Raw genomic sequence first — 14,384 nt, 5'->3', positions numbered from 1 at the left:
GCGCTCACCGGAGCGGGAGAGTCCCCAGGGCCCGCCGCCGCTGGCGCGCCATGTCACGGACGACTGACCCGATCGACGCGTGGGCCCGGCCGGAGGCTGCGCCCCCACTGCGCACCGTGATCAGCCATCGGGCATCGGAGCCACCATCAACGTGCACAGCGCCACCGGCTCACCACCACAACGAAGTTGAGGGGACCGCTCCTCTTCACGGGGGCGCTGCTTCTGCGTAAGAATGGCGACTTCGCGGGGGTGACAACGTTGTCACGCGTGTTTTGGAGGCGCAAAATGCTCTTTCGTCTAGGTCCATGGCCGTCCGGAGTGCCGACTCGGGTGGCGCACGCGGTGCGCCGGCAGTCGGTACGGATGACGCGACCAGTTCTGATCGTGATTGTGCTGCTGGCCGCGCTGGTCGCGCCGATCGGCGCGACGGACCTGGAGGCCGCAGCTCAACCCGCCTCCCCCCGGCGGTCGAACGTGGCCCATGTCGATCCGTTCATCGGAACCGCGGGCACCAGCGACACCGAGTACGGCGGCATGATCCCCAGCGCGGCACCCCCCTTCGCGATGACACGATGGTCGCCGATGACCCGTAACAACTACGTCAGCAGGCTCCCCTACCGACTGAACGACCCGAAGATGACCGGGTTCATCGGCACCCATCAGCCGGCGATCTGGATGGGTGATTCCGGTTATGTGGTGGGTATGCCCGGTGTCGGCACCGTCAAGACGGCCGAGGGAGACCGTGGACTGCCCTACTCCCACGCCGATGAGACAGCTTCGCCGGACAAGTACACGGTGAATATGCATCCCGTGCCTGGGCAGACGCTGAAGGCAGAGCTCACTGCCACATCCCGAGTCGGCTTCCTGCGACTGACATACCCTCGGGGCGCGGCGACGAACTTCGTGATGCAGGCCACCAGGCCGGGAATCGTCGGCAAGGTACACATCGATCCCGCCCGGCGGGAGATAACCGGCTACAACCCCGACCGGCAGGACAGCAAACTCGGCCCGTTCAAGGCATCCGGCTTCAAGGGCTACTTCGTGGCCCGCTTTGACACCGCCTTCAAGAGCTACGGGACAGCCACAGGTGCCACCCAGCGTGACGGGCGGGCCGACAGCACGGACGCGGACGTCGCAGGCTACGTTCGATTCCCCCGGGGCACCGTGACCGTCAACGTGCGGATCGCGACGTCGTTCATCTCGGTGGACCAGGCACGTGCCAACCTCAACCGGGAGACCCCCAACGGCCAGAGCTTCGATGCCACAGCGGCCAAGACCCGGGCGGCCTGGGCCGACAAGCTCGACCGGGTCCACATCGACGGCGCCACGCCCGAGCAGCTCACCACCTTCTACACCGCCATGCACCACGCCCTGCAGTACCCGTCGGAGATGTCCGAGTACGGCCGCTACTACAGCGCCTACGACGACAAGGTCCACCGCGGCGTCAGCTATACCGGCTACTCCCTGTGGGACACCTTCCGGGCGCAGAACGCCTTTCTCACCCTCTTCGCTCCTGAACGTATCGACGGCATGGTCACCTCAATGCTGCAGGACTACCGGCAAGGCGGCTGGCTCCCGTTGTGGAAGAACATCACCGAGACCAACATCATGGAAGGAACGAGTGCCGACTCGATCATTGCGGAGGCCATCGCCAAGGGCTTCCGGGGATTCGACCGAAAACTCGCCTACCAGGCCGTCCGCAAGAACGCGATGACACCGCCCGACCAGGACACCACCTTGCGGTACAGCGATCGCCAGGAGGGCACCCCCGTCGAGGCCCGCGCAGGCCTGACGACATACAAGAAGAACGGCTGGGTGGCGGCGGACCGCACCGCGGAAGCCGGCACGCGCACCCTGGACTACGCCTACGAGGACTGGGCCGTCGCTCAGATCGCCAAGTCAGTCGGCAAGACCTCTGACGCTGCGTACTTCATGAACCGGAGCAAGAACTACAAGCACCAGTACAACGCGGCAACGGGCTTCATGCAGGCTCGCAATCTCGACGGGTCCTGGGCCGACGGCGCCTGGACCGAGGGCGACAAATGGGTGTACACCAATGACGTCATGCACGATGTCCCCGGTCTGATCGCGCTCAAGGGCGGCAACGCCGAGTTCGCCTCGTGGCTCGACCGCTACTTCGCCGGCGGCCACAACAACCACACCAACGAGCCCAGTCACCACGTCCCCTATCTGTACAACTACTCGGGCCACCCCTGGCGGACCCAGGAGCTCGTCCGGCACATCGCGACCACCAACTACCGGAGCGCTCCTGACGGCCTTTCCGGCAACGAGGACTGCGGTCAGATGTCTGCCTGGTACCTGTTCTCCGCGATGGGCTTCTACCCCGTCAACCCGGCATCCGGCCAGTACGCCGTGGGCAGCCCCTTCTTCGACAAGGTCACCCTCCGGCTGCCCAGGGCTCACCGCCCCCTGGTGATCACATCCCCCCGCGCGGGGCTCAACCCGTACGTCCAGGCGCTCAGCCTCAATGGCAAGAAGATCACCAAGCCGTTCCTCAGCCATGCTGCCCTCGTGGGCGGAGGGAAACTCAAGTTCACCATGAATGCGGCGCCGCAGCCCTGGGGAGCCTCGACGACCCCACCGCCGGCGCGCTCGAATCGCGCCTACCTGAAGCCCGTCACGATGGTCAACGGCACCCCGGCGACCGGCTGGGGCAAGCCCACGGAGAACGCCGTCGACGACGATCCCGCCACCGTGGCGCAGTCGACCAGTAGCGCCCCCTGGAGCCTGAAGGTGGACCTGGGCGGCAGCACCACCGTGAGCCGCATGGTGGTCAACCCCGACTGGGAGAACTATCCCAAGAGCTATGACCTCAAGGTTTCACAGGACGGAACCAACTGGAGAACGGTGGCCGGCGAAACCTCCGCTGGTGGCACCACAGGTTGCGTCGACCATGGCGTGACGGAATGCGGTCAGCGGCGCTCGTACACCTTCTCCCCGGTGAAGACCCGCTATGTGCTCCTGAGCGTCAACAGTTGGGTCTCCGCCAAGACCGGTGCGCCGGGCAGCGGATACGGCTGGGGTCTCAAGGAGTTCGAGGTCTACGCCCACTGAAATTGATCGACTGCCGCACGGGGCCCGCCCGGACCTCTCGGGCCCCGTGCGGGCATGGGCATGGGGCAAAGTCCCCGCCCGAACGCCCGGCGGCCCTCCCAGACGCATTAGTTCGCTGAGCGATTCCGGAGTCAGCACGGGCATCAGATCGCTGACGGGGAGAGAAGCCGGCGGGCCCGGCCCTCCACATACCCAGGCGCCCCGTCCGGCTCTCAGCCGGGCGGGGCGCCTGGGTCAAAACGGCGCCTACGGTGCGAGGAGTTGACCCGCCGCCAGCGCCGAGGCCACCGCGCCTCCGGCCACCACAGCCGAAGCCGCCAACAGCGGAACCCTCAGGGTCCAGGTGCGCAGGGCCCTTGATCGCGAGACACGGTCCAGCAACGCGTCACGACCGCGCAGCACGATCAGGCCGACACCGGTGAGCGTCAGGGCCATACCGGCGCCGAAGGCTGCCACCATCGCCAATGCGATGCCGACCTTGCCGCTGAGCAGCCCGGTCAACAGCACGAGGAAGGCCGACGGCGAGGGCAGGAGGCCGCCGGATGCGCCCAGGAGGACGAGCCCCCGCCAGGTGAGCAGGGACGGCACGTCCGGGATGTGATGGCTGTGCACGTGATCAGGGCTGTGGTCGTGGTCATGGGTGTGATGGCGCTTACGGTGGCGCAGGTGCCTCCGCAGCAGGCTCACGCCCACCCCCGACACCACCAGCGCCGCGACGAGTTGCAGCCATCCCGTCAGCACCGCCATGTCCGGTGTGCTCTTTGCCGCCAGCCACCAGCCGAGGGCAAGGACCGCGACCGAGAGCGTGTGCATCACGGCCACGATGCCGCCCAGCCACACCGCGTGACGGGGTCGGCCCCGGCCACCCACGAGATACCCGGCGGCCAGCGACTTGCCGTGCCCGGGCGCACACGCATGGAGCGCACCGACGGCCGCGGAGAGGAGAAGCGCCACCGGGAGAGCCGGTCCGTGGTCCAGGAGCGACGTCAGGTCGGTGGTCCAACTCCCCTCACGTGAGGCCGAGCCCGCCCCCGCCGCCTCCGACGTGAGGGAGAGCTCCCGGGTCGGCTCCTTCGCCGTGTGCAGCCCACCGCCGCCCAGGTCCGTCACGGAGAGCGTGCGATAGGCGGGGTTGATCTCCGTCAGCGCGGTGATCGTCAACGTGATCCGATCCGCCGGCCGCGGGCAGAGGAAGCGGAGCTTCATACCGTCCGTGCCCGCAACGCGACATGGGCGGCCGTCTTGACGTACGACGATGTGCGAGCGGAGATACCCCGCCACGTCGCCGCCTGCCTTCTTCTCCAGGACGGCGACATCGTCCTTCTGCGCGGACCAGGCCGCGTCCACTTCCGAGCCATTCGCCTCGATCTTGACGACGGGTGGTGTGCCGAATGGGTGCGCCTGGGCCGTCCCCGCGCTGCCGAACAGCAGCGCGGGGACGGCAACCGGCACGAGCAGCACCCCGGTGCGCAGTGATCGCACGGTGGTGCTCCCCTCAGTCCCGCCGTGCGGCCAGTGCGTGGACCGTGCCGTCGTCCGTGAGCGCGACGACCCAGTCACCGCTGACGGCCAGCGTCGAGGCCACGCCCGCGCCCAGGTTGTACGCGGCGAGCTGCCTGCCGGTGGCACGGTCCAGGACGAGCAGGCGTCCGTCCCAGGTCCCGGCATACACAAGCGACTTCGTCACCAGCGGATGCATCGTCGGTGAACCGGCGCCCACCGAGCAGCCCATGGCGACCCGCCACTTGTCGTCCAGCGGGCTCTTGCCCGCGAGATAACCGGCCTTGGCCTCCCACACGGGCTTCGACGGATCGGCAGTGCTCGTGTCGTAGGCCCGAACGACACCGTCACGGCCCGCGACATAGGCGGTGTCACCCCACACGGCCGGGCTGGTGAGCGGCGCCTGCCCGGGCTCGCAAGTGCTGCCGCCCCCCACCTTGGACTCCCAGTTCACCGCACCCGTCTTCAGGTCGTGCCCGCGGACGCCGTACGCGGTGAACGTCACCAGCTTCGCCTGGCCCGATGCGGGCTGGGTCAGCACGGGCGACGAGTGGCTGTCGATGCCACCCCCGGTGTCCTTCGCCCACAACTGCTTACAGCTCGCGAGGTCCATCGCGATGACCGAGTTGCTTGACGAGGAGTGCAGATAGGCTGTGTTGGAGCCGGGCTCACGCACCACCCCGCTGTGGGACTGGCCCCAGGACGCCGGGGCTCCGAAGCCGCCGGGCAGCTTCTCGCCCGTCTTGGCGTCACGGCAGCGCACGGAGTCCCAGTCCTGGTAGACGGCGACCGTGCGGTCCCCGCCGACGAGCGGGAAGACGCTGACCGGTCCGCCCGCGCGACCGTAACGGCGCACCGTGTCCCCGTGCTGCTCCTCGCGGTCGATCGACTCCCAGGCGACGTGTCCGTCCTCGGCGTCCAGCGCGTAGATCCGTCCGACACCGGTCGTCAGATAGACCTTTCCGTCGTGGAGTGTCGGCGCCGACTCGGCGTCGCCGTCCAGGTAGGTGCGCCAGATCTCGCGGCCGGAGGTGATGTCGTAGGCGAGCATCATGCTGTACGGGGAGTCGAAGGCGCGGGACGAGACGATCAGCCTGCCCTCCGCGATCACCGAGCCGTTCAAGTTGAACTGCTCACCGGTGTGCTGAGTCCACTTCAGGTCGAGCGCGTCGCCCGGGTTGTCGCCGCTCGCGGACCCCCCGCGCTCGTCGCCGCCCTGCCTCAGCCAGTCCTGCCCTGTTCGTGGCTTCGGCAGCACGCCGTCGCGTACGACCTGGAAGGTGGACTTCACCGCGGGAAGCGCGGGAAACGCCACGCCCCGGGTGTCGTACACGGTCGTCGCGGCGGTGTAGGTTCCGGGCCGCAGTCCGCACAGTTTGCCGCTCGCCCGGGTCCATGCGCCGCGTGCGTCCGGGCACGGTTCTGCCCTGCCGCCGGGCGGGGTGTAGCAGTTCTCGATTCCGGGCCTGGCTGTTCTCTTGCCGAATCGCATGCTCATGCGTTCCACGACGTGGCCGCGGCTGTCCCGTACCGTCAGCGTCGCCTTGGCGGGCGTACGGCCGTCGTCCTCCGCGTACACCTCTACCGGCACGGAGGCCCTTGCGCCGTGCACGCTGCCTTGGGCGGGGCTGACCAGCGCGGAATCATCGTCGATGTCGAACTGCCGGTGGATGCCCGTCACATGGCCGGTGTCCTCGTTGCGGCGCGTGCGCGGGTTGTCGGTGATGGTGCTGAAGTCGAGCACCTTGTAGTCGGGGTGGGCTCCGTCGATGCCGTACGTGCCCTGGTTGTTGATCTCGACGGACCGCTTGAACGCACCGCGCCGGAACTCGGCCTGCTGGTTGTGACCTGCGGCGACCATCCGTACGTCGTACTTGGCCAGCTCGTCGATGGTCGGCTGCATGCCCGCGCTGGGTCCCCACTGCGTGAACAGCGAGCGGTGCGCGAAGACGAAGACCTGCTTGCCGACCGCGTGCTGGGCGAGGTCCCTGCGCAGCCACTCCAGCTGCGGCTTCAGGCCGCTCGCGTCGTAGTTGTCCTCGAGTACGACGATGTGACGGCCGTTGCGGTCGAAGCTGTACCACTCGGGGGCGAGGTTGCGGCGGTAGTACTCCAGGCTGCCCGCGTAGCCCTGGGATGTGGCCGTGCCCCCGAAGTCGTGGTTGCCCATCACGGGGTAGAAGGGGTGGCCCAGCCGCCCCTGCTCCAGTCCCTTGCTGAACAGGTCGTACCCACCCTGTCGGCGCGGCTCCGGCGCGTAGTCCGTGACGGTCAGGTCTCCGGTCGCGATCTGCATCGTCGCGCCGTCGACCTCGGACATCGCCTGCACCTGGCCGGTCCACTGCGGCAGTGCCGTGCGCCCCTCGCTGACGTTGCTGACCTCGGGGTCGGAGTTCATGACCCACCTCTCGGTGGGGTTTGAGGCGTTGCGGTCCCGCACGAGCGCGAAGTCGATGCCGGTGCCGCCGGTCTCGGGGACCTTGTGGAAGAACTGCGGGATGTAGTCCTTGCGCAGGGCGGGGGTGTATCCGTCGGGCGAGACGATGCTGACGAGGTCAGTCTCGCGTCTGGTCGGATCGATCTCCAGGGTGTAGGTGCCGTCGGCCCGGGTCGTGGCCCACACGGCGCCGTCGGTGACATCGACGCCCGGCATGGGGCGCTCGCCCTTGTCCCGCTTGCCGTTTCCGTTGCGGTCCTTGAACACGGTGCCCTTGACGGCGACGGTGGCCGGTGCCGTGTCGTCGGCGAAGGCCGCCTGGGGCGCGAGACAGGACAGGGCCACGGCCCCTGCGGTCGTGAGCTGGAACCAACGGTTTGTACGCAGCGTGCGGACGAGGGACGGCAGTCGCCGGAAGGCGAGTACGAGAACGACACCGGCAGCGGACAAGAGCACGACGGCAAGCCAGGGGAACGCCGGCAGTGCGTGCGCGCCCTTGGCGTCGACGAGCGGCGTGGCCGCGGACGCGTCGGACGCCGTCCCGTCGAACTCGACGACAACCTGGGTCAGTCCGCCCTTGTCGATCAGCGCACTCAGGTCGAGCGCGTCGATGTGGCAGCTCCACGCCACTTCGATGACGACACCGCCGGGGACACCACCGTCGTCCCCGGGTACGCCCGAGCCGGTGGCCGGGCAGCCGGCGGACATCATCGAGGACGCCCAGGCACCGGCCCGCGCCGGGGACACCAGGTCGCGGTGCACGATAAGGCGGCCGCTGGTGACGTTGTCACCAGCGGCTACGACGAGTTCGGCGTGCTCTCGGGAGACATGCGCCATGGCAGGCTGGGCTCCCAAGCCCAGCACGAAGAACAGCAGCGCGAAACAGATCCCGCCCGCTGTGCGTATGTGTTTCATATGCGCGCACGCTAGCCAGCACTTCATCATTTTCTGTCAGAATCGAAGCGAGTTTCACCGAGTCGTTCACAAGTGTTCAACTCGTTGCCGGGGCCGCGCGTCGCGGACTGCTCAGAGGCATAACGGAGTCGCAGATTCCTGATCAGACGCGGGCCGTCCGCAGCCGAACCGGCAGGTCCTGATGCCGTGTTCGCGGACGCCGGACGCGGCGCCACACCTGCGTACGCGTACAAGGCCACGGCTGTGAAGGCAGGACCGGCGTCGCGGCGGGACGGCCCGCGTGCCGGTTATCCGGCGTTCCAGCGCTGCTTCGACCCGGTGCTGACCTCTGACAGCACGACCGAGGCGCCGGGTTCCGTGCCGCCGGGCTCAAGGGCCAGCTCCTGAGCGATGCGCGGGCGGATGCGCCCCGAGGAGTCGGCGAGGAAGAGCTGAGTGCGATCGTCGTCGCCGTTCTCGGCGTCGGCGCATCGCCGAATGCCGACCCCGCGTTCGGTGCCGTCCCGCGCATCGAGGCAGAAATCGGTGTTGGCGAGGTTACGCAGGTGGCTGTTCTCGTCGAAGCGCCATTTCTGTATGAGGGAACTGGTCTCGCAGGGGGTGCTGATGACGCCCGTACCGTTCCGGAGGCTGCCGCCGCTCACAGTGAGGCAGAGGTCCGTAGCCGCGTTGACGACCGAGGTGAACACAGTGCCCCCAAACGGCTGGGGACCGCTGGCCGAGGGGCGGGGTTTGGGCGGCACGGGCCTGCGGGACTTCGAGGGGGAGACGGAGGGCGTCGGGACGGGTGCGGAGCGGGACGGCGAGGGCGAGGGCGAGGGTGACTTCGAAGGGCTCGCCGTGGGCGGATCCGACGGCGGGGGGGCGGGCGAGATGTCTGTCGGGGCGCCGGTAGGGCGAACGGTGGCGGCCGTCGGCTTCGCCGGGTCGGCACCGAGGACCGCGCTGACGCCGGGAATCAGGACCGCGCTGCCGACGGCTGCCGTCGCGAGGGCCACGAAGACGCCGAGGCCCAGAAGAGCCGCGGGGCGGGCTGCGCGGGTCGGCAGGAGCCGGATCGGAAAGCGCCGGCCGGGACGGGTGCGCATCGCGCTCGTGTCAGCGGCGGAGGTCGCGGTGGCCGGGTCCGGATCCTGAGCGTTCCGTGCGAGGTAGGCGCTGCCGGACCAGCCGAGCAAGGCGTCGGCCATGAAGGTCCGGGGAGCCTTCTCCAGGGCTGTGAGGGCGCTCAGCGCGTTGGAGCAGCCGGGACATCGCACGAGATGGCGTATGAGATGGGTGTTCTCCCTGGCGCCTGCGCGCCGGGAAGCCGCGTCCAGGATGCGGCCGAATCCCGGACAGTCGGTACCTGCGCCGGCTTCCAGATGGATACGCAGACACGAATCGTGGCAGGCGTCGATGGCGCGCGCGACCAGTGTGGGCAGGTCGGCCCTGAGGTCACCGACGTACAGGGGGATGTCGTCCTCGGCGTCTTCCTCGACCAGCACGTGCCACAGCAGGCCCTGTGTGCGTATGGGGAGGGCGGCGAATCCGGCGGCCAGAAAGCGTCGTTCGCTCGGACTCCAGGTTGCCGGGGAAGCCGGTCCCATGGGCTCGGACGGGCCGCGCCCGGCGTCGTGCATCGTGTCGAGGAACGAGGCGTAGGCGTCATCGAGCCTGCCACGGCGGCCGCCTGCGACCCAGTCGGCCGCGGCTCGGTGGATGAGCGTGAGCAGCCGGTGCCGCCAGGGGCCGTGCGGGTCGTCGCCGCGGCGGATTTCCTGCCAGGCAAGGGCGAAGGCCCGGTCTACGAGTTGGCGGGCCTCGACCTCGTCCCGCGCGCACAGTCGTGCGTACACCAGGCATCGGGGGCGGTGACGGCGACGTAGTTCCTCGGTGGCAGGGAGGGCGGTGGGGGCGCCGGCCCTGACGAGTTCGGTGAGTTCGGCGTCGGACAACTCGTCGTACGCGGGCGGCTGATGGGGATGGGACACAGATGATCACCCGTGAGTTGTTGGTGCCGGAGGACAGGAGGCGCTCAGCCTGATGGAGTGGCCGGGGTGCGCGTCAGGGGGGAGAACCTCGGCGAACGGATGTTTGTCGATCAACAAATCGATGGTAACGGGTCTGGCTCAAATTCACTGTTTCTTCGCTGAGTTCCGTCTCATCGCGCGAGACGGTCCGCGAGAACGGCCGCCCGGCGGCCATGGGATGTTCACGGAGCCCACGGCCAGCACATCGTCATCTGTCGCGCCAGGACCTGGAAGCAGGTTGGCGCGTGCCGGCGGTGGGGTCGCTGCGGCGACGCCGTCGGTGGACTGCGGCGGGAAGCCTCTGGACGTGTGTCCGATGGCCCAAAACAGAGGGCGAGCTGACGTCCAGGCGGGGCGAGACGCACCACGGCCGGCCGGATGGAGATCCGCGGTCCGGCCGAGGCGCGCTTCAACTGGGCTGATTCCCGGTGACGTGCGATCCGCAGACGCCGACGGTCAAGGGCTCCTGCTCCGCGAATGCCGTCAATGCTGCTCTCAGACCTGTGCGCTGAAGACGGGCAGGTAGCCGCCGGACTGTCCGGACGCGGTGGGGTGGTACGACGCTTCGATGTTGGACCAGTTCACGCTGTGCAGCCAGTCCGACCCGGAGCAGATCTCGTGCCCGGTGAAGGCGGGGACGACATCGGCGAAGTCGTAGCCGTGGTGGGCCGCGCGCCTCGCGATGGCGGTGTTGAGGTAGTCCGCGGCCCCGTTGATCGCGGACCGTGCGTTCTCGCTCAGACCTGTACAGCTTTGGCCGAGCTTGTAGAAGCGGGGGTAGCCGATGACGACGACCCGGGCCGAGGGTGCCTTGGTCCTGATCGCCGAGTACACCGAGTCGAGGTTTCCGGGCAGGGTCGAGTCGACGTAGCTCCTGGCCTGGTTGATCCGGCTGATGCAGCTGGACCCGGAATCGAAGAAGCAGGTGATCATGACGTCGGCGAAGCCCGCGTCATTGCCGCCGATGGTGATCGAGACGAGGTCGGTCGCCGAGCTGAGGGGGGCGAGCTGACCGGCGGTGACATCGCCGGTGCGAGCGCCCGAGCAAGCGGTGAACGCGAACGACGAGGGTGTATGCGCAGCAGCCCATAACCTGGGGTAGGCCTTGCTGCTGCGCATACAGTCGCCGCTCGCGCCGTCGTAGCCGCCTGCGCCGAGTCCCGATGAGTAGGAGTCCCCCAGGGCCACGTAGTCGAGGGCTGCGGCGCTGTCCGAGGCCTGTGCCTGGCCGGCTCCGGTGAGAGCGAGGACGGCGCCGAGGAGGAGAGAGGATGAGAATGCCGCGATTCGGAACAGTTTCATGGAACCTCCCTGTAGCAGGATCTCTGCCTCGAACTTCTTAGCAGGACCCAAACGACATCGGAAGTGTCCATGACAATGACCTTCACTCGATCTCGTACTGGTTTGGGGTGTCGCGCAGCGGGGCACCCCGAGCAGCTTCCACCCGACGTCCTTGCGGGAGGCGAGCGGGGCTCGCCGCGCTCAGACCACTTCAGAAGACCGGCCCATGGCAGGCGGCCAGCCATGGGCGGAGCTGTGGACGACCCGATCGGGCCGGGTCACCATGTGCCCCAGGCGAGCCAGGAGTTCGCTGCCCACCTTCGGCTGCGGGACGTCCTCCGGAATGAAGAGGACGGAGACCTGCGTGTGCGGCGGCTCGGCGAACCATCGCCTTCTGCCCATCCAGACAAAGGGCGAAAGATGGTGATTGGCGGTGGCCAGACCGAGTCGGGCCGCATTCTTCGCCCGCGGTACCACGCCATGCAGGTCCTTCGGAGCTTCCAGGCCCACACCGTGCGCCGTACCGCCTCCGACAATCACCAGAAAGCCGTCTGCGGGGGCCTTTCCCTGTCGGTGGCCGAAGCGCTCCCCCTTCACCACGCGCCTGACCTCCAGCACCGACGCGCGGAACTGGGTGGCTTCGTGGTCGCCCAGCCACAGCCGGGTCCCGATGCGGGCGCGGAAGCACGTGTCGGGGAACCGGCTCTGCACCTGCTTGAGTTCCTCGGCTTCCAGATGACTGACGAACATCGTGTGCAAGGGCAAGTGCGCGGCGTCGAGTCGCTCCATGCAGGCGATTGCCTCCTCGGCCGCGTCCGAGCCGTCGGGACGGTCGAGCGGCATATGGATGGCGAACCCTTCCAGACGGACGTTCTCGACACCGGAACGCAGCAGGTGCAGGTCGTGCTCACTGACGCCCGGCGACTTCATGCTGCTCATCACCTCGACGACGACGCGGGCTCCCGTCAGGCAGCGCACGCTCTCGACACAGGACACTGATCGGATCACCCGCCCCGGTAGTGCGAGCGCTTCCTCACCCCGCCAGTGAGGCGAAAGGACCAGAACCTTGCCGCTGTAGACATCCTTCATCCGGGCTGCCTCATACGTCGTTCCGACCGCGATGACGTCCGACTCCAGGCGCACGGCTTCCTCTACGAGAGTCTCGTATCCGAAGCCGAATCCGTTCCCCCTGACGACCGGGACCATTCCCGGGAACTGCTGGGTCACCGCGTCCTGCTGTGCTCTCCAGCGCTCGGGGTCGACATAGAGTGTGAGCGCCATGACCGGTGACCTGCCTCTCGCGTGACTACGCAACGTTCGACACTGTCGGCGTGTACGGGGATCACCCGACGTCCGTTCAGAACTGACCCGCAAGTGAGGCGGAGGACGCACACAACGCGCTCAGATCGTCGGACCAGGTGCGGTACTGCTGGAGAGCCGTCCGCCGCCGGCGACGCCCGCGCTGATTCCGGAGCCGCACAGCGTTTCCCTGTCCGTGACGGTCCGCTCGGCCTCACTCGACCATGATCGCATTCGTTCCGGTCCGCCTCCGACGACGAGCGCCGGTTTCCGGCCATCGCGCGGCTGCCGGCGGCCCCGTCGGCGGATCGGGGATCCCCATGACCGGTCGGCCCATGCGCGGCCCAGCAGCAGTGCAGGCCGGCAGAGCGGGCACGGACGCGGTCCCGCTGCCGATGGCATCCTGTCCCGCGTGGAATCCAGGCCCAACCACTCAGGCGCCGTTCCCCGGGGCCGCCTCAATAGAGGTTCACGCCATACCGGTCACAGATAGCGCTCAGCACATCACAGAGCGCAGCACGGCACGGCACGGCACAGGCGACCTTGCGACAGCTGAGCGGCCCGTCGACAGATACGGGTCACCCGCCGGGCCCGGCGGCACGCGCGGCACCTCGGGAGAGCATCGACGGCGGACCCCCGTGTCGTGTACAAGGCGTCGCCGAGTGGAGCATGGCGCGTCGGCAAGGCAGTCTGTATCCATGCGGTCGCTCTTCCGCCCCGCTCCCCGCCCCGGGGCGGGCAGTCACAGCCGGGTCCTGATCACACTGGCGAAGTGTGTGCCGTTCGCGATCGCGCTGCTCGTGGTGGTTATCGAGGTCACGCCCGCCCACTTCCTGTACACCGGCCCGCTCCTCACCGCGACGCCGGCGCTGGCCGCGGTGACCATGGGCCCCAAAGGCACGATCGCGGCGGCGTCTTTCGCCTTCGCCATCAGCGCCTTCACCGCTACCTACAACCAGGCGTGGGGCACCCAGCAGGTCTACACCAACTTCCTGGCTCTCTTCCTGGTATCCGCGGCCAGCATCACGAGCAGCAGCGCCGTGCACACGCACAGACAGAGCGAGCTCAAACAGATACGCAGGGTCGCGGCGGCGGCACAGCGGGTGCTGCTGCGGCCCGTATCCGAACGACTGGGCCCGGTGCGGGCGGCGAGCATCTACGTAGCGGCGGAGACGGGGGCGCAGATCGGGGGTGATCTGTACGAGGCGGTGCAGACCCGGTACGGGGTGCGGATGATCGTCGGGGACGTCCGCGGCAAAGGGCTCCCTGCCGTGCGTTCGGCCGCTGCCGTGCTGGGGGCCTTCCGGGAGTCCGTGCACTACGAGGTCGACCTGGTGGAGGTTCTCAATCATTGCGCGGCTGCGCTGCGCCGGGAGAGTGCCATGCCTCGCGGGATCGACGAGGACGATGACGTGGACTCCGCGGAATCGTTCGTCACGGCGCTCGTAGCCCAGGTTTCGGACGGCCCCGTGGTGGAGCTGGTCAACCGCGGCCATCTGCCTCCCCTGGTGCTGAGTGAGGGCAGGATCCAGGCCCTGATGCCCACCACGCCACTGCCGCCCCTCGGCCTGGAGGACTTCGTCACCGGCCCGGCGGCCAAGGCGGAGAGTTACCCGTTCGCCCCCGGCGACCGTCTGCTGCTGTACACCGACGGCGTGACAGAGGCCCGCAACGGCGAGAACACCTTCTTCGCTCTGCCGGAGGCCATGGAAGCGCTGCGCGACCGCACCCCGCGCGAGTTCCTCGATGAACTGCACCAGGGATTGATCCGCCACACCCAAGGGCGCCTCGCGGACGATGTGGCGATGGTCCTCGTCGACCGGCTCGATGAGGAAGCGGGCGAGTAGATCGGCTCAGCACAGGCC

Annotated in this window: 7 protein-coding genes; 2 read left to right on the top strand and 5 right to left on the bottom strand. The window is 68.3% G+C overall.

Going from position 1 to position 14,384, the window contains the following annotated elements; all coding sequences use genetic code 11:
* The first annotated feature begins 363 nt into the window (after positions 1-363).
* On the top strand, positions 364-3,075 hold the full coding sequence (locus OG293_RS35185) for a GH92 family glycosyl hydrolase (protein ID WP_406002796.1): 2,712 nt from the start codon (positions 364-366) through the stop codon (positions 3,073-3,075).
* A gap of 246 nt (positions 3,076-3,321) precedes the next feature.
* On the opposite strand, the gene OG293_RS35180 is transcribed toward OG293_RS35185, so the two are convergent.
* From OG293_RS35180 to OG293_RS35160, 5 genes are all read right to left on the bottom strand, one after another.
* Complete coding sequence (locus tag OG293_RS35180; RefSeq protein WP_406002795.1) at positions 3,322-4,557, bottom strand: nickel/cobalt transporter; 1,236 nt, start codon at positions 4,555-4,557, stop codon at positions 3,322-3,324.
* Positions 4,558-4,570: 13 nt separating this feature from the next.
* Positions 4,571-7,927 (bottom strand): PQQ-binding-like beta-propeller repeat protein, encoded by a 3,357-nt coding sequence (locus OG293_RS35175; protein ID WP_406002794.1) that lies wholly within the window; start codon positions 7,925-7,927, stop codon positions 4,571-4,573.
* A 287-nt stretch (positions 7,928-8,214) separates the two neighbouring features.
* Positions 8,215-9,900 (bottom strand): ricin-type beta-trefoil lectin domain protein, encoded by a 1,686-nt coding sequence (locus OG293_RS35170; protein WP_406002793.1) that lies wholly within the window; start codon positions 9,898-9,900, stop codon positions 8,215-8,217.
* Positions 9,901-10,434: 534 nt separating this feature from the next.
* The gene (locus OG293_RS35165; RefSeq protein WP_406002792.1) at positions 10,435-11,241 is read right to left on the bottom strand and encodes an SGNH/GDSL hydrolase family protein; all 807 of its coding nucleotides are present in this window, start codon (positions 11,239-11,241) and stop codon (positions 10,435-10,437) included.
* 180 nt (positions 11,242-11,421) lie between these two features.
* A complete protein-coding gene (locus OG293_RS35160; protein WP_406002791.1) occupies positions 11,422-12,501 on the bottom strand; it encodes an alanine racemase in 1,080 nt (359 codons plus the stop codon).
* A gap of 716 nt (positions 12,502-13,217) precedes the next feature.
* On the opposite strand from OG293_RS35160, the gene OG293_RS35155 reads away from it, so the two are divergent.
* Positions 13,218-14,366, top strand: a complete 1,149-nt coding sequence (locus OG293_RS35155; protein ID WP_406002790.1) for a PP2C family protein-serine/threonine phosphatase — start codon at positions 13,218-13,220, stop codon at positions 14,364-14,366.
* The last annotated feature ends 18 nt before the right edge of the window (positions 14,367-14,384 follow it).

Origin of the sequence: Streptomyces sp. NBC_00829, assembly GCF_045161795.1 — a bacterium.
Classification (GTDB): Bacteria; Actinomycetota; Actinomycetes; order Streptomycetales; family Streptomycetaceae; genus Streptomyces.
The sequence above is the reverse complement of the archived record's forward strand: the minus strand, read 5'-3'. Positions and strand labels throughout refer to the sequence as shown.

Excerpts from the sequence above, each read along its gene's own strand:
- OG293_RS35155 (WP_406002790.1), top strand. The coding sequence starts at position 13,218 with ATGCGGTCGCTCTTCCGCCCCGCTCCCCGCCCCGGGGCGGGCAGTCAC.
- OG293_RS35175 (WP_406002794.1), bottom strand. The coding sequence starts at position 7,927 with ATGAAACACATACGCACAGCGGGCGGGATCTGTTTCGCGCTGCTGTTC.
- OG293_RS35185 (WP_406002796.1), top strand. The coding sequence starts at position 364 with ATGACGCGACCAGTTCTGATCGTGATTGTGCTGCTGGCCGCGCTGGTC.
- OG293_RS35165 (WP_406002792.1), bottom strand. The coding sequence starts at position 11,241 with ATGAAACTGTTCCGAATCGCGGCATTCTCATCCTCTCTCCTCCTCGGC.
- OG293_RS35160 (WP_406002791.1), bottom strand. The coding sequence starts at position 12,501 with ATGGCGCTCACACTCTATGTCGACCCCGAGCGCTGGAGAGCACAGCAG.